An 18,458-nucleotide genomic window follows, 5' to 3' on the forward strand; every position below is an offset into this window, starting at 1 on the left:
AATACCGGTCAGTCCCAGATCTGGTTGGGTCGTTGACTGCTATTCAAAGATCTGGGTGTGTAGTGAGTGGTGGTTCACATGCCACAGAATCTCTGCTGAGGAAGGGGTACAAAACGGAAACGGAAAACGTCGGTGCTCAGCGCATCGTAATGCGCTGAACGTTCGTAATCGCCAGTGCCAGCAGAATCATTCCGATCGCAACGAGCAGGAAGACGACACTGATCACGTTCACTTCCGGGGACGCTTCGAACCGGATCTGGTTCCACAGGTAGATTGGCAGCGTCTCCGTTCGTGTATCCCGAACGAAGTAGGTGTAGACGAACTCGTTGAACGAGATCGTAAACGCAAGCAACCCGCCTGCCACGATGCCGGGCAGGATATTGGGAAGTCGAACGTTGACGAACACGTCGAGTTCGTCCGCCCCGAGGTCCTTCGCGGCTTCCTCGAGGGTCTCGTCGAACCGGAGCATCGTCGGAATGATGATCAGTGCGGCGAACGGAATCGTCCGCACGACGTGTGCGATAACGACGCTCCAGAAGCCGGTGCCGACGTTGATGACGCCGAAGAACAACACCATCGCCACACCGACGACGACCAGCGGGACGATGATGGGAAGTGTTACGACCAGCTGGATCATCCCCTTCCCGGGGAACTCGTACTTCGCAATCGCGTACGAGAGGATGGTCGCGAGGACGACGGTGATCAGCGTCGCGATGACGCTCACCTGCAACGACGTAAAGACCGCATCGATCGCGGCGTCGTTTTGTAGGAACTCGCGGTACCAGTGAAGCGTGAGTTCGTCCGGTGGGAACGCAAGCGCGCGGTCGGCCGCGAACGACATCAGCGTGACAATGCCGATCGGGATCCAGAGCAACGCAATGACCACCCACATGAGACCGAGGCCGATTGTACGACCACGTCGGTCAACGAACCGCTCGATTGTATTCGGAATCATTGGGTATCACTCCGTCGGGTGACGACGTCGCCAGCACCGAATTTCACGGCGATGAGTAGCATCAACACGACGAACGCGGAGACGATAACGCTCAGCGCCGAGCCGAACGGCCAGTTGAACGCTTCGGTGAACTGGTTCTCGATCACCATTCCGATCATCAGTTGGTCAGTCCCCCCGAGCAACGTCGGGGTGACGAACGCACCGAACGTGGGGATTGCGACGAGAATGATCCCGCCGATAACGCCGTTTTTCGTCATGGGGAGCGTCACCGTGAAGAACGTCTCTATCGGTCCCGCACCGAGATCCTTCGCTGCCTCGATCAGGTTATCGTCCATGTTGGTCAGCGACGCGTAGAACGGCAGCGTCGCGAGCGGAAGCCAGACGTACGTCAGGCCGAGCAACACCGCTGTGTGGGTGTACATGATCCCGCTTGGTTCCTGTGCAAGCCCGGTGACGAGCTGCATCCAGTCGAGCAGGCCATCCCGGCTGAAGATGTTGATCAGTGCGTACATCCGGACGATGTAATTCGTCCAGAAGGGGAGGATGACCAGCAACAACAGTAGTGTCGTCCGCTTCGAGAAGCGGGCCATACTATAGGCAAGCGTGTACCCGAGGACAACGACGAGTGCCGTCGTCTGGACCGTTAGCACCGTCGTTCGCCAGACGACCCGCAAGTAGAGATCCGTCGTCACGACGTTCAGGTAGTTCTCGAGTGTCAGCGATGCGGGTGGCATACCGTCGTGGAACGATAGCCAGACCATGTACAGCAGCGGCAGGATGAAGAACAACAGCAGCACAACCGCTGGAAGGCCAACCAGAACGAGAAGGCGTGCACGTGGACGGTCTCGGAACGCATCGAGAATCCGGCTGAGGTACTGCCGGCTTCGCTGCCGGACACCGCTGGCAGTCGATTCTGAGTCGGGAGTCGTTGTCGACACGATCTATCCCTCGAGTTGGACGGCGTGCTCATCTCGAACAGAGACGTTCTGTCCACCGTTGAACAAGAACGTCTGTTCGGCATCCCAGGTGAGTGCAACAGTATCTCCGATTTCGAAGCTGTCTGTCTCCGTTTCAACCTGGAACACTTCCTGGCCGATATCGACAGTATACACCATCTCGTCTCCGGCGTAGATATGGTTCGTCACTGTTCCAGACATGATACCGCCGTTGCTGGGAGGAACGAGATCAGCATGTGATGGCCTGACACCAATATCGATCGTATCGCCGTCAGAAACGGCACTCGTGTCGTCGTACGGGACTGTGACGGCCGTCTCGTCGATTTCAACCTCGATCGTATTCTCACTCTGATCGACGGCTGTTCCCGTGACGGCGTTGAGATCGCCCATGAACTGGGCAACGAACCGTGTCTCAGGCCGGTCGTAGATGTCCTGAACCGAGCCCTTCTGCTCGATACTGCCCTCGTTCAGGATCACCATCCGATCGGAGATCGACATCGCAACCTCCTGATCGTGCGTGACATAGAGGAAGGTGATGCCGGTCTCCTCCTGGATCCGCTGCAGTTCGAACTTCATGTGCTGGCGAAGCTTTCGGTCGAGCGAGGCAAGCGGCTCATCGAGCAGGATAATAGAGGGTTCGTTGACGATCGCCCGTGCAAGGGCAATTCGTTGTTGCTCGCCACCACTCATCTGATCGATGTCTCTGTCACCGTAGCCGCTGAGTTCGACGACTTCGAGGATATCTTCGATTCGCTTTTCTCGCTCTTCGCGGCCAACACCGCGGCGTTTGAGACCGAACGCGATGTTTTCTGCAACTGTCAGGTGGGGGAACAACGCCAGATTCTGGAACACCATGTTGGTGTCTCGTTCGAACGACGGCACGCCAACGACGTTCTCACCGTTGATCCGAATGTCTCCACTCGTCGGGGATTCGAATCCGGCAACCATTCGTAACATCGTCGACTTCCCTGAGCCGCTCGGACCCAGAATGGAGACGAACTCCCCGTCTTCGACCGCAAACGAAGCATCCTCGACAGCCAATACATCATCGTATTCTTTCCGAACGTTTTCGACTTGTAAAACGGACATGAGTGCAAAAGCGTAGTAGTTAGCCAGCGACGACAGTCGTCCAGATTTCGTCGTACCGGTCGAGCGTCTCTTCGTCGAGCGGTTCAACAAAGATCAGTTCGTCAGGGTCGAGCCAGTCAGCAAACGCTGCTTCCTCTTCGGAGACGACCTGCGTAAGTTCGTCCTCGAGGTTCTCGATCGGTGGCACGTACCCCATCTCTGCGAACAACTGGACACGAGAGGAGATCTGGCCGCCGTGTTCGATCCATGCAGCGCTTGCACGAGGGTTTGGCGCACCGGTTGGAATGACGAAGTTGTCGTACGTGTACATCATTCCCTCCTCTGGGACCGCGTAGTCGATCGGTGCGTCGTTGAGGAACTGTGCCATCCACGTCCGACCATCACGCAGCGGGCCGACGACGACCTCTTCGTCGATGAACATCTCCATCGCAGACGAGAACTCGTTCCAGTACGTGACGTTGAGGTCACGCTGTTGCATGAGCACCTCTTCGATCTCCTCGAAGTCGTCCGGGTCGTTTGGATCCTGGCCAGTGTACAGTGCTGCAATACGACAGGACACCTCCGGCCAGTCCTCCATGAACATCATTCCGGCGAGGTCCTCGTCCCATAGCACACCCCACGAATCCGGCGGGCTGTTGAAATACTCGGTATTGTACGTCAGCGACGGCTGCATAACGATCGACTCAGGAATCGCGTACACCTCTCCATCTCTGCTGTAGTATTCCTCTGCGTCTTCTCTTGCGAGCGGATCGAGGACGTCCCAGGCTTCCATCTGCTCGACAGGGAGTGGCTCCAAGTAGTCGTTGTCCATGGCTCGGACGACCCACTCGTTTGTCGCACAGATGTTGTCAATCTCGTCGTTACCAGCCTCTAGCCGAGAGTACCACTCGCTGGGCCCGGAGTACGCCTGTGAATAGACCCGATCGATTCCCTCGTAGCTCTCCTGAAACTCATCGGTGTGCCAATCAACCCAGTCCGTATACCAGTTCCAGACGTTTACTTCGGACTCGTACTCTTCGACGGGGAACGACTCGATCTCGATTGGGCGAACGTGTTCGATATCGTCCCCGCCTCCAAGACACCCAGCGAGGGCTGCTGCACCCACACCACCGGCAGCCCCAAGGACAGACCGTCGGCTTGCGTGATTGCCATCATATGCCATACTTTTGGATCTAACCCAAGGTTCATAAACCCACCGGAGGGTGGCAATAATAATCAAGTTTAATCTCAACAGACCACCCATAATGGAATGGAATCCAACAATTATTCACATAACTAAACACCACCTTATTTGACGCCACCAGTCCATTCGATCGGAAGAACACTACAGGCAGACAGTGTGGCTGCTGTTACTGGCAGGCAAGAGAGACAAGATTAGTGAGAGATTCCACCGAGAGAGATCGAAATGGGTAGTGACGGGGAGATTATAACAGAACTGATAACCACTCACTCATAGAATAGTAGACAAAGTATGGAGAGTAATTTCAAATCTTTCACCGAAGAACTCCTATCGTTCCGTACAGAGTCCGGCAACGAACTACCAGCCCAGCAGTGGATTCGTAGCCAGCTAGATGCATTTGGATTTGAGACCCACGAGTGGACAGCAGATCCGGACCTCCTTGCGAGCCATCCATCGTTTCCATCAGACCCGGCTACAATAGAGACCGCAGAACGGCCATCTGTGGCCGGCGTCGTTGAATTGGGGAATCCTGATGAAGGCCAAACAATCGTTCTCAACGGCCACGTAGATGTCGTCCCCGCCGAGAAAGACCAGTGGGACACTGACCCGTTCACACCAACGTGGGATGGCCAGAAGCTGATTGCGCGTGGCGCTGCAGACATGAAATCTGGCCTGAGTGCCTGTCTCTTCGCTGCAAAGGAACTTGTTGAGCGGAACACGGCCGAAGAGGAACTGAATGGGCGTCTCGTCGTCGAAAGTGTCGTTGGCGAAGAGGAGGGTGGGATCGGTGCAGCAATGGCCGCACTATCGAACCCGTATCCGTTCGAGCGAGATGCAGCAATCGTCGCTGAACCAACAGAGCTAGAACTGGTCACAGCAGTCGAGGGCTCGGTGATGCTTCGCCTGGAACTCGAGGGGAAATCTGCCCATGCGGCGACACGGTGGCGTGGGGAATCAGTACTGCCGCACTTCGAGCGAATTCGAACGGCGCTCCGAGAACTGGAGACAGAACGGTCACTCGCCGTTACACACCCGCTCTACGAGCAGTTTGAGACACCGTGGCCGATCTCAGTTGGAACCGTCCAGGCCGGGTCGTGGGCCTCTTCGGTTCCGGCGACGCTCACCGCTGAGATCCGAGTCGGTGTTGCACCCGGTGAAACGGTTTCGGAGGTGGAATCGATCGTACGTGATCGGATCGACACTGTGGTTGACGGTGACGACTGGCTTGAAGCACATCCGCCATCGCTCGAACGGTTTTCAGTCCAGTTCGAACCGGCGTCTGTTTCCCACGATGAGCCCATCGTCCAACACTTGCAAGCGGGGATGGAACAGAACGGGCTCGCAGATACCACACCGAAAGGCGCAACGTACGGAGCGGATTCAAGACACTATCAGGCCGCAGGGATACCGACTGTTCTCTTTGGGCCCGCCTCAATTGACAATGCACACTTCCCGAACGAGTGCGTTCACTGGGATGCTGTCGAACAGAGCAAGGATGTCCTTGTCGACACGCTTGCGGCTCTCTTCGGGGGAGAACACGCCTAACAATACGACGCAACCAGCCACGAATCAGCCACGAATCAGCCACGAATCAGACCAACAGTTCGAAGAATTAACGTCGCGGCGCTCGTATCGACTCGCACGACGATGGTCCAGCGCTACCAGCGAGACGAGATGCAGGCAGTTCGAGTACCCATCCGCCACCCATGAGTCGGAACCTTGGCGTCACCGAACTCCTCCGAAACACCCTCCCGGAGTGGACCGTCCCGATCTTCGAGGTGACGGCACTGCTCGGCGACGAGTTCGTCGTCGTTGGTGTACTCGGTCTGTTCGCGATTTCGGGGGCCTCCCAGGCTGCAAGCAGCGACACCGACAGACTGCTCCCGGATCGAACCGCGTTCGTCCTGGCAGTCGTCCTCGGTGGCCTCGCGCTGACGCTGGTGCTCAAAACGGCGTTTGGCTCCCCCCGACCGCCGGAGTCGCTTCAGGCGGTCCCACGCGAGAGCAACGGCTTCCCGAGTGGTCACACGATGGCCGCGACGGTCCTCTGGGGAGCGCTCGCAATCTGGAGCCTGCAGTCGACGGCCCGGCGACGAACAGTGGCTGCTGCCAGCATCGTCGGGCTCGTCGCCTTCTCGCGGCTCGCACTCGGCGTCCACTTCCTCGTCGACGTGTTGGCTTCGGTCGCGTTCGGACTTGGCTATCTCTACCTCGCCGCACGGCTCACCAACGAACAGCCTGCGCCCATGTTCGCCGGTGCAATCGGTCTCGGCACAATCGCGCTCCTCATCACCGGCGGCGAGACGGACGGCTGGCTCGCCTTCGCGGGCTGTGTCGGCGGCGCTGGGGCGTGGTGGGCAACGACCCAGCCACGTGTACAAGAGCTCTGGACCTCGATTACGGAGTGACGAACACGAAGTGGCCTGCTACTCGTCTACTCGTACTCGTCTTCTCGAGTACCGTCCTCCGAAACTGACGAAGAACCACTCTCGTCGGTTCCGGACACGCCATCCGCACCGATGTCCCCATCTGTACGATCTGCAGCAGAACCATCTCTCCGGTGCTCGGCCAGCGCCTCCTCGATCGTTAGCTCACCCGCCGCAACCCGGCGTGCGAGCACCTCGTCGATCGCCCGATTCGTCCGACTCTGTTCGCGCGACCGATCCTTGATTACCTGCAGTTCTCCTGCTGTCGGCTCGATGTCCCGTGCGTCGACCACCTCGCCCTCGAGTCGGGCGATGTTCACCGCAGCCAGCACGTCCTCCATGCCGCGGCCGCCGGTGCCGAGGTACGGCGTCGTCCCTGTTTCGTCGACGAGTTCGACCTGGACCCCCTCGAGTTCGTTGACGAGTTTCGAACCCTGGAGGCGTGCGCCGTCACCGATCCGGACGACCGGGTCGGGCGCGTCGCTCACCTCGCGCTGGATGACATCGACGGCGTCGGTGAGCGGGACCTGAAACGCAGCGACGACCATCTGGCCGGCGAGGACGGCGATACCCGGTTTCCGGCCTGGGTCGACGCCGACGATGGTTCGACCGCCAGCGCCTCGCACCGCAGTCAGCGCCTGGTCGACCGCACGCCGAGGATCCTCGGGATCGGCGACGATGGTCTGGCGGCCCTCGAACTCGTCGGCGGAGCCTGCGCCCGTGATAACGACGGCCGTCCGCTCCGGGAGCTCGGCGTCCGGCTCGACGGTCGTGAACTCCGTGCCACGGTCCCGGAGCTCGTTGACCACGCCGTGGTACACTTCGAAATCCGCTGTCGCGACGACGATCACACGCTGTCTTCGCCGCGGGGGCGAATAAACGTGTTCGACGGCTCCGTCGGCCAGCCACGCACCCCGCGACGGTCGGCTTTCGGGGCCTTTTTGCCCGAACAGGCCCAACTACGGCCGTGAACGACGCGGCACTTCCGATCGGTTGTGGGCCGGTCGACGAGCTACTCGGTGGGGGTTTCGAACGCGGGACCGTGACACAACTGTACGGTCCGCCAGCCGCGGGCAAGACGAATCTCGCGCTCTCGGCTGCCGTCGAAACGGCCGCTAACGGCGGCACCGTCGTCTATATCGACACCGAGGGGGTCTCCGTCGACCGATTCGATCAGCTGCTCCGCGCACGCGTCGGCAACGCTGGGGCCGACACTACCACTGCTACCGACAGTGATCCCCCCGTTGCGAGAGACGGCGGGGCTGGGGCCGGGAACGGGAACGGCTCGGGACCCGAATCTGAGCGCGAGACACTCGAGTCCGACCCAGACTCGAGCGACCCAGAGTCCACGCCGGATGTCGAAACCGTCGCCTCGCGAATCGTCATCGAGGACGCACTCGACTTCGAAGAGCAGGCAGAGGCCGTCCGCGACGCCGAGGAGTTCGCCGAACGTGCAGATCTGATCGTCCTCGACAGTGCGACCGGCTTCTACCGCCTCGAGCGGACTGGTGAGGGGAGCGACGGCGAGGCGCTGCGAAGCGTCACCCGGCAGGTGACACACCTGCTCTCGCTTGCGCGCAAGCACGACCTCGCGGTCGTCCTCACGAATCAGGTGTTTTCGGACCCGGAATCGGACCGGACGCGCGCCCTCGGTGGCAACACCCTCGAGCACTGGACCGGCGTCGTGCTCCGACTGGACCGGTTCCGTGGTGGCAAGCGCCGGGCGACACTCGAGAAGCACCGCTCGAAGCCGGTGGGTGAGAGTTCGCAGTTCCAGATTACGGATTCGGGCGTCGACGGTGGGGCGGAGTCGATGTCGCGGTAGTGGTGTCGTGGTCTGTGCAGTGATGGGATCGAGACCAGAACAGACAGTGGGACGGGGGCAGGGCAGTACGGAACCAACGGTCCCACGAGCGAACCACGCGACGCGAAGACGCACCGCTTTTGTTGTGAGACGAGAAGAAGTGACCGATGAGTGAACGCGCCGAGGACGGACCGACGCCGCCCTCGGAACGGATCGTCGCCCTCGATGCGCTGCGCGGAGTTGCCTTACTCGGGATTTTGCTCGTCAACATCTGGCTGTTTTCGATGCCGGAGGCAGCTCTGTCGAACCCAACGGTGCATGGCGATTTCACGGGTGGGAACTACTGGGCCTGGTTCGGCACGCACGTTTTCGCCCAACAGAAGTTCATCACGCTGTTCACGCTGTTGTTTGGCGCCGGAATCATCCTGTTCACGCAGAGTGTGCGGTCAAAATCGACGGAGCACGCTGCGACCGTGCTGTCGGCGCGTCGCTTCGGCTGGCTCGTGCTGTTCGGACTCGCCCACGCCTACTTGCTGTGGTACGGCGATATTCTCGTCGCGTACGGGGCCTGCGCGTTCGGCGTCCTCGTCCTCCGTGATCTGCCCGCACGAACGCTCTCGGCCATCGGTATCGGACTCATCGCCGTACCGTCGCTTCTCGAGATACTGGCGGCGCTAACGGCAGACCCCAGTGTGGTCGCGGACACGTGGCGGCCAGCCGAGTCGGTCCTCCGTGCTGAGATCGAGACGTACAGAAGCGGCTGGATCGAACAGTTCGATCACCGTGCGTCGACGTCGTTCCGACGCCAGACGACTGACTTTGTCGGCTACACCGCCTGGCGCGTCGGCGGCGTGATGCTCCTCGGGATGGCGCTGTTCAAGTGGGGCGTGATGACGAACGAGCGCTCCGCACGATTCTACGCCCGGCTGGCGGCCGTCGGCGCTGTCAGCGGCCTCGCCGTGGTCTTGGCCGGCGTCGCGTACATCCACGCTCACGACTGGGGCGTCGAGGGTGCGCTCCTCTGGCGACAGTTCAACTACTGGGGCAGCCTCCCGCTCGCCGCTGCCTACCTCGCGCTCGTGATGTGGTACTGTCAGTGGCGACCCGACGGCCTCGCGACCCGATCGTTCGCCGCCGTCGGTCGCACCGCGTTCAGTAACTACATCCTGCAGACGGTGCTCGCCACGTCCATCTTCTACGGGCACGGTCTCGGTCTGTTCGGCACGGTTACGCGGGTCGAACTGCTCGCCATTGTCGTCGCCATCTGGGCGGTACAGGTACCGCTGTCGGTGCTGTGGCTGCGGTACTTCCGGTATGGGCCGATAGAGTGGCTCTGGCGGGCGCTGACGTACAAGTCGAAACCGCCGCTTCGGGAGTCCCGTGCTGGGTCGGACACAGCGGAGCGAAGCGATGGGTAGTGCAGAAACCGGTCGGACCTGGCCGATCAGAGGTCAGTCGTCCGGAATCGAAGATAGCTCGCGACGATCGGCAGCACGATCCACCCGAGCAGGATGAGGAGTGCGACGGCCGGCTGTTCGTAGACCGCCGGATTCTCTGCAGTTGTGTGGATGCCGATATCGGCCAGTTCCGGTATCGCCGCAAGCAGGTTACTGAACGCAGCCATCGGGTTCAACGCGCTGAGCACATCACCCCAGGCGGGCGTCGTCTCCGGCATCTGGAAGCCCGAGAGGACGTAGATCGGGACGATCGACCAGAGCTGGGACATGAAGACGAAGTACACGAAGATCGCGGTAAACGACGCTCGCGTCGTCGTTTGGGACACGGTCGAGATCGACACTGCGATGGCAGTAAACGTCACCGTGAGGACGACAACCGCGAAGACACCCGCGGCCACCCGGGTAGGATCGATCGAGACTCCGAACAGGGCAGCGATCGGAATTGCGACCGCGAACGTGGTGAGCGCCGCCGTCGTAATGACGGCCGTTCGGCCGATGAGCGTCCCCAGGACGACCACCCATCGCGAGAACGGCAGGCTGAGCAACACCGTCAACGCCCCCGTCGACCGCTTCTCGACGAGCGTCGGCGCGACCACGCCGAGCGCGACCAGCGGCACGAGGAACAGAAGGGGACCGAGTAGTTGCGGCATCAGTTCGACGACGAACTCTCCTTCTCGGTTCGCCCAGCGCTGAGCCGTCTGCCCGCCAGCGTAGGCGAGTCCACCACCGACGAGCGCGAAGATGGCGATCAAGACGTGCGCTTGACGCTCGCGAACCGAATCCTGGATATCCTCACGAGCGAAGAGCAACAGTCGCTCGGCAAACCCCGGCAGACTCCCTGGCTGACTCATGCGCCACCTCCGGTCACCGTCGCGAAGAGATCCTCCAGCGACGGATCCGTCGTCGAGACGTTCGTCACCGTCGCCGACGAATCGTGACACGCTGCGATGACCGGTGCTTTCGCACGATTCTCGCAAGCCACCTGAATCTTCGTCCCGTTCGTCTCCACCGAGGCGACGCCATCAATTGCAGCAATGCGGTCGGGTGTTCCGTTCGGCACCTGCGAGCACTCGAGTGTCACCCGCGCAGTCCCGCCGATGGTTTCGCGCAGGCGGTCGATGCTGTCGACGGTGACGAGTTCGCCGCCGTCGAGGATGCCGACGCGGTCGCAGACGGCCTCGACCTGCTCCAGGATGTGACTCGAGAAGAAGACGGTCGCGCCGCGGTCGTTCTCCTCGCGGACGATGCGGCGCATGGTGCGTGCGCCGTTGGGGTCGAGGCCGGTCGAGGGTTCGTCGAGGACGAGCAGGTCGGGTTCGCCGACGAGGGCCATCGCGAGCATGAGTCGCTGGGCCATCCCCTTCGAGTACTGCTCGACGGGGTAGCTGTCGGGGCCGAGCATGTCGACGCGCTCCAAGAGATCTTCGGGGTTGTCGGTGGTGCCTTTGGCTTCGATGGCGAGTTCGACGTGTTCGCGGCCGGTGCGCTCGCCGACGGCGTCGTAGCCGTCGGGGAGGACGCCGGTCCGTTCCCGGATGTTGACGCTGTTGGTCTGGACGTCGTGACCGAGCACGCGGACGGCACCGCTGGTCGGCTGGACGTAGTCGAGCATGATGTCGATCGCGGTCGACTTGCCGGCCCCATTGGGGCCGAGAAAGCCGAATATCTCACCGTCTTCGACGGCCAGATCGACGTCGTGGAGGGCGGTCACGGAATTGCTACGAAGAAGTCCGCGTCGCTCGTAGCGTTTCGTGACGCCGCGCAGTTCGATGGCGGCCATACAGCAGAGGCCACAGCCATCGCTAATAGACTTTGTGTTTAGCTGTCAATTCCAGCAGCCCGTTTCTGTCTGGCTGAAAGGCGTGAGAGCGCTAGCGTCGGCGACGATAGAATTGGTGATTAAAACACGATACGAGTTCGAAAGAGATCCAGTACGAGTTCGGAAGTCGCTCGAGATCAGAGACCGGAGACCGTCTCGAGTGCATCGATTCGGCCGGCACCCGTCTCAGGATCGCCGCGGCCGTTGCCCGTCGCACCGCGTTCGATCGCGTTTTCGACCTGATTTGCGTTAGCGTTCGGGTCGAGTTCGCGGACGAGGCCGACGAGTCCGGCGACCTGTGGGGCGGACATGGAGGTCCCAGACGCGCTCGCGTACTCGGCACCGGGAAGCGCCTCGTTGTTCGGGTCGAACGTAGAGAGGATCCCCTCTCCAGGCGCACCAACCGAGATTTCGTTCGCGCCGTAGTTCGAAAAGTCTGCGAGTTCGTCGGCTTCCGTGGTCGCGCTGATGGACGACGCACGGGGGATACTTCCCCAGAGACTGATCCAGCCGCCCTGCTGGAGGTTCTGACTGTCATTGCCCGCGCTCACGACGACGGACGTGCCCCGCTGGGCGACGCTTCGAACGACACGCTGGCGAGCGATACGATACCCCTCCTGGTTCTCCTCGGATGGCTGTGGCGGGCTGCCGATGCTCATGTTCACGACATCGAGGCCCTGTGCTGCGGCGTGGTCAAGCGCGAGGAGGGTGTCACCCACACTGGCGAGGAGAGGCCCTTCCGATGGAAACACGCGAAGTGAGACAATCTCTGCGTCCGGTGCGACACCGGTCACGCCTTCAGCCCCGGTCGCAGCCGCAATGCCGGCCACGTGAGTGCCGTGGTACTGCACGTCGCCCGTGTGCGCCGACTCCTCCCAATCGGTGAACGTTCGACTAGCGTCGGTGTCGACGTTCCCCAGATCGGGGTGGCCGTCGTAGACACCGGTGTCGATGATACCGATCCGCGTCCCGTCTCCTGTCGCGTGCTCGTGTGCGTCGGACGCGTTGATCAGATCTTTGTCCCACTGCTCGTCCTCGAGTTCACCCGCTGGGGCCTCGGTTGGCTCGTCGGCAACGTCGAGTTCGTACGTGAAGTCCTCGAAGGCGCCGTTGACACCGTTGACGCTCGTCGGATCTGCATCTTCGGAACCAAGGACGAGGTAGACGTTCGCGTTCGTGATTTCGTGGACGACCGTGAACCCCTCACGCTCGAGTTGCTGTGGATTCCCACCAGCGACGACGTACTGCACCTGTTCTTCGTCCGCTGCTACCGTTCCGACCGTGAGCAGTCCGAGCCCTGCTGCCGTTCCAGCCAGTACCGTTCGACGTGTGGTGTTGTCTGCCATAACACACCACACTTGCCATCAGCTATGGTTATAGCTATCCAGAGAGTTCAGGTAATGAGAAAGTGAGGGACAGTTATACTTGTTCCCGATAGGTGACGGGGCGCCACGACTCTGCACGACTCACCATCAGCACGCGAAAAAAGTCCGAAAAAGCGACGTCACAGCCCTCAGAGTTCGTTCAGCTTCCGAAGCAACTGCCCACGGTACTCCTCGTCGCTCGTCACGCCCTTGACCTCGAGGACGTTGCGCTCGAGTTTGTCGAGTGCGACGCGGAAGGCGTTCTCCGCGCCGTAGCCCTCGCCCGTGCCGGCGACCTGGCCCTTGTTCGTTCGGAGCCGGATCTGGCAGTGGACGAGCGGCGTCCCTCGGAGCTTCTCCTTGTGCTCCTTGAAGCGGACGTGAGCGTGGACCACCTGCATATCTGCGTACTTGTCCGAGACGTCCTGGATGCTCTCGACGATCCCTTCTCGAGTAATCGTGTCGAGCAGGGAGATGTTGGTGATCTGAACGTCCATCCGCTCTTCCTCGGTGAACGTGAGCGCGCGCAGGACGTCCGTCTTGGTGATGACGCCGATGACGACCCGGTCGTCGTCGTCCGGCGTGACCATTAGTCCCGCAAAGTCCTGTCCGAGCATCGTCTCGACGGCCTCCTTTGCGGTGGCATCGAGCGTGGTCGTCTCGACCGGACTGTTCATGATGTCGTAAATCGGCACGTCGAGCAGGCGCTGCGAATCGCCAACCCGGTCGCCCGTCGTCATCGTGTGGTTCTTCCGGATGACGAAGTCCGCGATGTCGTGGGTCGTCACCACACCGGTGAGGTAGCCGCTGTCGTTCAACACCGGAATCCGGGAGATGCCGTTCTCACGGAGGTGGTTGATCGCCTTGCCGATGCCGTCGTCCTCCTCTAAGGTCACCGGGTCGGAGGTGTAGATGTCCTCGACGGTCAGCGTGTCGAGGTTCTCGAGTACTGCCTCGAGAATCGCGTCGTCGGTAATGACGCCCCAGAGCTCGTCGTTCTCGAACACCGGTGCGACCTTGGAGTTGCTCTCGATGAGTACACGTGCGGTTTCGCGGACGTCCTCCTGGCGGTCGACTTTTGGTGCCGGCGAGTTCCGGCTTGGCTTCGTCAGTGCCGCGACCTTGGCGTCGTCCTCGACGTGAGATTGGAGGACCTCCCGCTCGCTGATGACGCCCTCGTAGTCCCCGTCGTTCGTGACGATAATTCCCTTGGGGTTGCCGTCTTCGAACGTCGAACGGACTTTCCCCATTCGCGTTCCGACATCAACCTCGATGTAGTCCTGGGTGGCGATATCAGCGATATTCATCCTTGCGAATGGGTGTACTGCGTCAAGGGTTTTGAACATACCGCACGTTTTGGCCGGGTGGGGACACGAGCAACCGTTTTGTCCTATCGCGATGTCGGGCGAGTATGGTGCCAGATATTGGCGTCCTCGGCCGCTACACCTACCTCGCGACCGAACTGTTCTGGGGTGCCATCGCCGCCGCCTTGCTCTACCGAGCCAATGCGCTCCGGAAAGCCGCGGTAACGATCCTTGCGCTGTTCCCGATCGCGTATCTCTGGGATCGCTACACCCTCGCCGTCGGCGTCTTCGACATCAAGCTCCGAACGGGGATCGATGTCGCCGGCATCCCACTCGAGGAGCACCTGTTCATGGCGGTCGTGCCCGGGCTGGTGATCGGCTTTCACGAGACGATTTTCGGTGATGGTGGCGCTACAGCCGACGGACAGGCAACAAACACGACGGAGACAGACGAAACGAGCGCAGGTATCACCGGGTGAGACCGATCAGGGCTGTCTTATTATTCGCTTCCGATAGTCGAGATGAATGGATCGACGGGACGAGCAACCGAACGAGTGGGAGCCAGCGAGTGATTCGTCCTCGGCCGAGACACCCGCCACGACCTCGTCAACTGGCACGCCCCACACCGACACACCGTCCGCAACCTCGCCGAACGCCCCGCCCCACTCCGACGAATCGAACGGCGGTTCCATCCTCGGAACCCTCGCCCGGCTCTTCGTCACCGCCCTCCTCATCACCGCGCTCCTCACCGGCGGGGCCATCCTCGCACCCGTCGTCATCGACGACCTCGACTCCATCGACTCTCTCGGCGATCTGCCACTCAACGACCGGCCCGCACCCAGCTCGGAACCGCCACCAGCAGGTGAGCGCAACCCCGCCGTCACCGACCCCGACGGCCCCGGCCAGTCGAGCTACGACACCGATGTCGAGACCATCACCTCCGACACCGTCGAGGACTTCGTCCACGCCGAAGTCAACGAACGCCGAGCCGACCACGGCATCGGGCCACTCGAGTGGGACGGCACGGTCGCCTCGGTGTCGCGCGCCCACAGCGTGGACATGAACGAACGAGAGTACTTTTCGCACACGAACCCCGACGGTGAGGGGCCGTACGATCGGTTTAGCGAGGTGGACAACTACTGTCGGGCCTACGGCGAGAACATCGCGATGACGTGGGTCGATCGGCCCGTCGAGTCGAGCGGCCAGGACGAGGTGGTCGAGTACCAGACGGCGGAGGGGCTCGCGACCGGCCTGGTCAACCAGTGGATGAACTCGACCGAGCACCGCGAGGCGATTCTCGAGGAGCACAGCGATTTCGGCTGGGACCGCGGCGGTGTGGGCATCTACATCGCGGAGGATGGTGCGGTGTACGCGTCGCACAATTTCTGCCTCGAGTGGTAGGCGGACGCGACACGAGCTTCCAAGCGGAATCGTACTTCCAAGCGGAATCGTACGTCGTCCGTTCTGCCCCGCACGCCTGTCCCCTCGATTCACGCTGCGTGACTGACGAGAGACCAGTGCAACCAGCAGGGGAACGGTTATGGTCCCGGCATTAGCAGAGTCGGGCAATGAGCGACGACCGAGTGCAGCCCGACTCGGCTGGCGAGGACGAGTCGGCCGCTGGTGACCCCGACGCCGATACCGGCGATAGTTCCGACAACGACACCAGCGCCGACGACCCCTTTCAGCCGAGCGGCGGTCCCCGGCGCGTCGTCTCCAACGAGAGCGTCGACGATATCCTCGACTCCCTCGGCGAGACGACGAACTCCGGGATCGACATGAGCGGTGGATCTGATTCCGACACCCCTGACAACAGTGAGGGCTCGTCCTCCGAGGCCCCAGACGAGTCATCGTCCGAGAGCACGAGCGAGTACACCGACACCAGCGACGAGCTCACCGCTGAGCGTCCTGGCGAACAAATCGACACGTCGAACGACCACGAGTCGGCTCCCGACTCGAGTACCCCCACACCATCTGACACCAACTCGCGGGACACGACTCCAGACGAATCAGCGGACGCGGAGGCCGACAACGCAGCGGCTGACGACGAAACGGGGAACGCGCCCACCGGCAGCGCCAGCAACACCACGGACACCGAGCCAGGACAGAACGTCGATGACGCGGCCAGCGAACTCGCCGCACGGATCGACAGCGGCGACGTTACCGGTGCAGACGTCCGCGCCGCCGAAGCCGGCACCGGCCGCGAATCGACGCCCGAGATCGACGATGTCGACCTCTCGCTGGACGACCTGGAGACAGGTGGTACTGTGGATGGGAACTCGAGTACGGACAGCCAAGCGACGACACCTGCCGACTCGCTCCCCGACGACGCCGGGCCGCTCGCTGGCGCGATCGGTGCGACAGAGTCTTCGGCCGGGACTGGAACCGGAACCGAAACAGTCGACAGCGCGATGGGGGCAGGGAGTGAGAACAGAGGGGACTCGAGTACAGGTGCGAGCGCAGAAACGAGTACGGGCGAAGCTGCCAACGACTCGGGATCGGGCGGATTCCTCGCTCGGCTGAAGCGGTTCTTTTCGCGGTAGCTACCGGTCAGACTCCCGCTCGGACCGATGGCTCAGCCGACGAGCGTAATCAGCACGAACAGCGTGGCGACGGAGACGAGCGTCGTGACGAACACGTTCAGCGAGGCGAACTCCTCGTCGCCGCCGAGCGAGTTCGCGAAGACGAACGTCGAGACGGCGGTCGGCGTGCCGAGCATCACGACGGTCGCGGTGAGCGTCGCAGCGTCGACGGCGAGCGCCGAGAAGACGACCCAGGCGAGCACCGGCATACAGCAGATTTTGAGCGCGACGACAGTGCCAGTTGCACCGAGGTTGATAGTGGGGGACTCGAGTTGGAGCGATGCGCCGACACACAGCAGCGCGAGCGGGAGCGCCAGCGCGCCGAGTACGTCGAGTCCGGTTGCCGCTCCCGGGGGTACCGTAACGCCGAGCGATCCGACGCCGAGGCCGATGAGCAGCGAGAGCAAAACGGGATTGGTCGCGAGGCCGCGCAGTTCGGCACCGAGATCGGCGCTGGCACCGTTGATCGTCGAGAGGAGGACGATCGTGAGCGGGAGTTGCATCAGTGTGACGAAGCCGAGCACGACGCTTGCAATGGCCGTTACATCCCCGCCAAAGGTCGCCGCGACGAGCGGCAGGCCGAGATAGCCGAGGTTCGAGTGGTACGACTGGACGATGGCGACGCTCCGACGCGCGGGCGAGGATCGATGTCGGTGGACGAGCCAGGCGAGCCCCGCCGTCGAGAACAAGACGACAGTTACGCCGACGGCGAGTTCGACCGAGAGCAGCGAGCCGATCGCCTGGTCGTACGTCGAGACGAAGATGAGCGCGGGGAGAGCAACGTAGTAGGCGGCGGCGTTGAGCCGGCCGGTTCGACGCTCGTCGAGGACGCCGCTCGTCCGGAGCCCCGCACCGAGGAGCAACACCACGAGCAGCGCCAGCAGCCGACCGAGGACCTCCATACGTCGCCTCAGTCGGTTCGGGTGTTTTTACCGTTCGGTTCCGGTCGATACTGCGACACATTGTGACGGTGTGACAGCGTCAGCCAGCTCGTGATGGGCTACGGCTGAGCCACAGACGTCCGCTGTCGGCCCCGATTATTTGCGGCTGGCCGTCGTAGGATAACTGAGAAAGCGTGTACGACTCGATACTCATTCCGACCGACGGGAGCGAGCAGGCGAGGCGAGCGATGTACCACGGAATCGGCATGGCGAGCGCGTTCGACGCGACCGTACACGCACTCTACGTGATCGAGACGAAAGCCCACTACATCTTCACCAGCGCCGGCCACGACCCGGGCGAACTCGAGGAGTACCGCGACTACGGCGAACGGGTCGTCACGGAGGTCGTCGACGAAGCGGCAGAAGAGGGACTCTCCGCTGTCGGTTCAGTCCGGACTGGGAGTGTCGCACAGGAGATCACAGAGTATGCCGACGAGAAGGAGATCGACGGCATCGTCATGGCGACGAGAGGGCGAACCGAACTCGGCGACTACATCACCGGAACGACGACCGAGAAGGTCGTCCGGACGGCAGACATGCCTGTGACGACGATTCGTCATCGCGGGTGAGCAGATTCACGG

18 protein-coding genes are annotated in these 18,458 nt (G+C 61.8%); 8 read left to right on the top strand and 10 right to left on the bottom strand.

The window, feature by feature from the left end:
• Positions 1 to 136: 136 nt before the first annotated feature.
• The 4 genes from BBD46_RS02735 to BBD46_RS02750 are packed head-to-tail and all read right to left on the bottom strand — an operon-like array spanning position 137 to position 4,162.
• Entirely contained in the window at positions 137 to 955 is an 819-nt protein-coding gene (locus tag BBD46_RS02735) for an ABC transporter permease (RefSeq protein ID WP_071400231.1), read from the bottom strand.
• Positions 952 to 1,893 carry an ABC transporter permease gene (locus BBD46_RS02740; RefSeq protein ID WP_253184488.1) on the bottom strand — a complete coding sequence of 314 codons (942 nt, stop codon included), beginning with the start codon at positions 1,891 to 1,893 and terminating at the stop codon, positions 952 to 954. The genes BBD46_RS02735 and BBD46_RS02740 overlap by 4 nt, the downstream gene beginning before the upstream one ends.
• A 3-nt stretch (positions 1,894 to 1,896) precedes the next feature.
• Positions 1,897 to 3,000 (bottom strand): ABC transporter ATP-binding protein, encoded by a 1,104-nt coding sequence (locus BBD46_RS02745; RefSeq protein WP_071400232.1) that lies wholly within the window; start codon positions 2,998 to 3,000, stop codon positions 1,897 to 1,899.
• Between the two features lie 19 nt (positions 3,001 to 3,019).
• Positions 3,020 to 4,162, bottom strand: a complete 1,143-nt coding sequence (locus tag BBD46_RS02750; protein WP_071400233.1) for an ABC transporter substrate-binding protein — start codon at positions 4,160 to 4,162, stop codon at positions 3,020 to 3,022.
• Between the two features lie 309 nt (positions 4,163 to 4,471).
• Here BBD46_RS02750 and BBD46_RS02755 point away from each other — a divergent pair, with 309 nt between their 5' ends.
• The gene (locus tag BBD46_RS02755; RefSeq protein WP_071400234.1) at positions 4,472 to 5,725 is read left to right on the top strand and encodes an ArgE/DapE family deacylase; all 1,254 of its coding nucleotides are present in this window, start codon (positions 4,472 to 4,474) and stop codon (positions 5,723 to 5,725) included.
• Positions 5,726 to 5,886: 161 nt separating this feature from the next.
• The gene (locus BBD46_RS02760; protein ID WP_071400235.1) at positions 5,887 to 6,588 is read left to right on the top strand and encodes a phosphatase PAP2 family protein; all 702 of its coding nucleotides are present in this window, start codon (positions 5,887 to 5,889) and stop codon (positions 6,586 to 6,588) included.
• A 26-nt stretch (positions 6,589 to 6,614) separates the two neighbouring features.
• Here BBD46_RS02760 and BBD46_RS02765 read toward each other — a convergent pair whose 3' ends face one another.
• A complete protein-coding gene (locus BBD46_RS02765) occupies positions 6,615 to 7,457 on the bottom strand; it encodes a hypothetical protein (RefSeq protein ID WP_071400236.1) in 843 nt (280 codons plus the stop codon).
• Between the two features lie 116 nt (positions 7,458 to 7,573).
• Between BBD46_RS02765 and BBD46_RS02770 the strand changes: the two genes are divergently transcribed.
• Positions 7,574 to 8,431 carry an AAA family ATPase gene (locus BBD46_RS02770; RefSeq protein WP_071400237.1) on the top strand — a complete coding sequence of 286 codons (858 nt, stop codon included), beginning with the start codon at positions 7,574 to 7,576 and terminating at the stop codon, positions 8,429 to 8,431.
• 146 nt (positions 8,432 to 8,577) lie between these two features.
• Positions 8,578 to 9,828, top strand: coding sequence for a DUF418 domain-containing protein (locus BBD46_RS02775; RefSeq protein ID WP_071400238.1), 1,251 nt, complete (start codon positions 8,578 to 8,580; stop codon positions 9,826 to 9,828).
• Between the two features lie 26 nt (positions 9,829 to 9,854).
• Here the strand turns inward: BBD46_RS02775 and BBD46_RS02780 are convergent, their stop codons facing one another.
• From BBD46_RS02780 to BBD46_RS02795, 4 genes are all read right to left on the bottom strand, one after another.
• Complete coding sequence (locus BBD46_RS02780; RefSeq protein WP_071400239.1) at positions 9,855 to 10,718, bottom strand: ABC transporter permease; 864 nt, start codon at positions 10,716 to 10,718, stop codon at positions 9,855 to 9,857.
• Positions 10,715 to 11,647: an ABC transporter ATP-binding protein gene (locus BBD46_RS02785; RefSeq protein WP_071400240.1), complete on the bottom strand. Its 933-nt coding sequence runs from the start codon at positions 11,645 to 11,647 to the stop codon at positions 10,715 to 10,717. Before BBD46_RS02785 ends, BBD46_RS02780 begins: the two co-directional genes overlap by 4 nt.
• A 176-nt stretch (positions 11,648 to 11,823) precedes the next feature.
• On the bottom strand, positions 11,824 to 13,032 hold the full coding sequence (locus tag BBD46_RS02790) for a S8 family peptidase (protein ID WP_071400241.1): 1,209 nt from the start codon (positions 13,030 to 13,032) through the stop codon (positions 11,824 to 11,826).
• A 167-nt stretch (positions 13,033 to 13,199) separates the two neighbouring features.
• Positions 13,200 to 14,357, bottom strand: coding sequence for a CBS domain-containing protein (locus BBD46_RS02795; protein ID WP_071400242.1), 1,158 nt, complete (start codon positions 14,355 to 14,357; stop codon positions 13,200 to 13,202).
• Positions 14,358 to 14,461: 104 nt separating this feature from the next.
• On the opposite strand from BBD46_RS02795, the gene BBD46_RS02800 reads away from it, so the two are divergent.
• The 3 genes from BBD46_RS02800 (at position 14,462) to BBD46_RS02810 (ending at position 16,897) form a co-directional block, all read left to right on the top strand.
• Positions 14,462 to 14,833 carry a lycopene cyclase domain-containing protein gene (locus BBD46_RS02800; protein ID WP_071400243.1) on the top strand — a complete coding sequence of 124 codons (372 nt, stop codon included), beginning with the start codon at positions 14,462 to 14,464 and terminating at the stop codon, positions 14,831 to 14,833.
• A gap of 46 nt (positions 14,834 to 14,879) precedes the next feature.
• A complete protein-coding gene (locus tag BBD46_RS02805; protein ID WP_071400244.1) occupies positions 14,880 to 15,755 on the top strand; it encodes a CAP domain-containing protein in 876 nt (291 codons plus the stop codon).
• A gap of 167 nt (positions 15,756 to 15,922) precedes the next feature.
• Entirely contained in the window at positions 15,923 to 16,897 is a 975-nt protein-coding gene (locus tag BBD46_RS02810) for a hypothetical protein (protein ID WP_071400245.1), read from the top strand.
• 32 nt (positions 16,898 to 16,929) lie between these two features.
• On the opposite strand, the gene BBD46_RS02815 is transcribed toward BBD46_RS02810, so the two are convergent.
• The gene (locus tag BBD46_RS02815) at positions 16,930 to 17,838 is read right to left on the bottom strand and encodes an AEC family transporter (RefSeq protein ID WP_071400246.1); all 909 of its coding nucleotides are present in this window, start codon (positions 17,836 to 17,838) and stop codon (positions 16,930 to 16,932) included.
• A gap of 173 nt (positions 17,839 to 18,011) precedes the next feature.
• Between BBD46_RS02815 and BBD46_RS02820 the strand changes: the two genes are divergently transcribed.
• Positions 18,012 to 18,446 (top strand): universal stress protein, encoded by a 435-nt coding sequence (locus tag BBD46_RS02820; protein ID WP_071400247.1) that lies wholly within the window; start codon positions 18,012 to 18,014, stop codon positions 18,444 to 18,446.
• The last annotated feature ends 12 nt before the right edge of the window (positions 18,447 to 18,458 follow it).

The sequence above is a fragment of the Natrialba sp. SSL1 genome (assembly GCF_001861355.1).
GTDB lineage: Archaea > Halobacteriota > Halobacteria > Halobacteriales > Natrialbaceae > Natrialba.

Bases quoted from the DNA above. Each gene is read 5' to 3' on its own strand.
- BBD46_RS02735 (WP_071400231.1), bottom strand. From the start codon at position 955: ATGATTCCGAATACAATCGAGCGGTTCGTTGACCGACGTGGTCGTACA.
- BBD46_RS02745 (WP_071400232.1), bottom strand. From the start codon at position 3,000: ATGTCCGTTTTACAAGTCGAAAACGTTCGGAAAGAATACGATGATGTA.
- BBD46_RS02750 (WP_071400233.1), bottom strand. From the start codon at position 4,162: ATGGCATATGATGGCAATCACGCAAGCCGACGGTCTGTCCTTGGGGCT.
- BBD46_RS02755 (WP_071400234.1), top strand. From the start codon at position 4,472: ATGGAGAGTAATTTCAAATCTTTCACCGAAGAACTCCTATCGTTCCGT.
- BBD46_RS02760 (WP_071400235.1), top strand. From the start codon at position 5,887: ATGAGTCGGAACCTTGGCGTCACCGAACTCCTCCGAAACACCCTCCCG.
- BBD46_RS02775 (WP_071400238.1), top strand. From the start codon at position 8,578: ATGAGTGAACGCGCCGAGGACGGACCGACGCCGCCCTCGGAACGGATC.
- BBD46_RS02780 (WP_071400239.1), bottom strand. From the start codon at position 10,718: ATGAGTCAGCCAGGGAGTCTGCCGGGGTTTGCCGAGCGACTGTTGCTC.
- BBD46_RS02785 (WP_071400240.1), bottom strand. From the start codon at position 11,647: ATGGCCGCCATCGAACTGCGCGGCGTCACGAAACGCTACGAGCGACGC.
- BBD46_RS02790 (WP_071400241.1), bottom strand. From the start codon at position 13,032: ATGGCAGACAACACCACACGTCGAACGGTACTGGCTGGAACGGCAGCA.
- BBD46_RS02795 (WP_071400242.1), bottom strand. From the start codon at position 14,357: ATGAATATCGCTGATATCGCCACCCAGGACTACATCGAGGTTGATGTC.
- BBD46_RS02800 (WP_071400243.1), top strand. From the start codon at position 14,462: ATGGTGCCAGATATTGGCGTCCTCGGCCGCTACACCTACCTCGCGACC.
- BBD46_RS02805 (WP_071400244.1), top strand. From the start codon at position 14,880: ATGGATCGACGGGACGAGCAACCGAACGAGTGGGAGCCAGCGAGTGAT.
- BBD46_RS02810 (WP_071400245.1), top strand. From the start codon at position 15,923: ATGAGCGACGACCGAGTGCAGCCCGACTCGGCTGGCGAGGACGAGTCG.
- BBD46_RS02815 (WP_071400246.1), bottom strand. From the start codon at position 17,838: ATGGAGGTCCTCGGTCGGCTGCTGGCGCTGCTCGTGGTGTTGCTCCTC.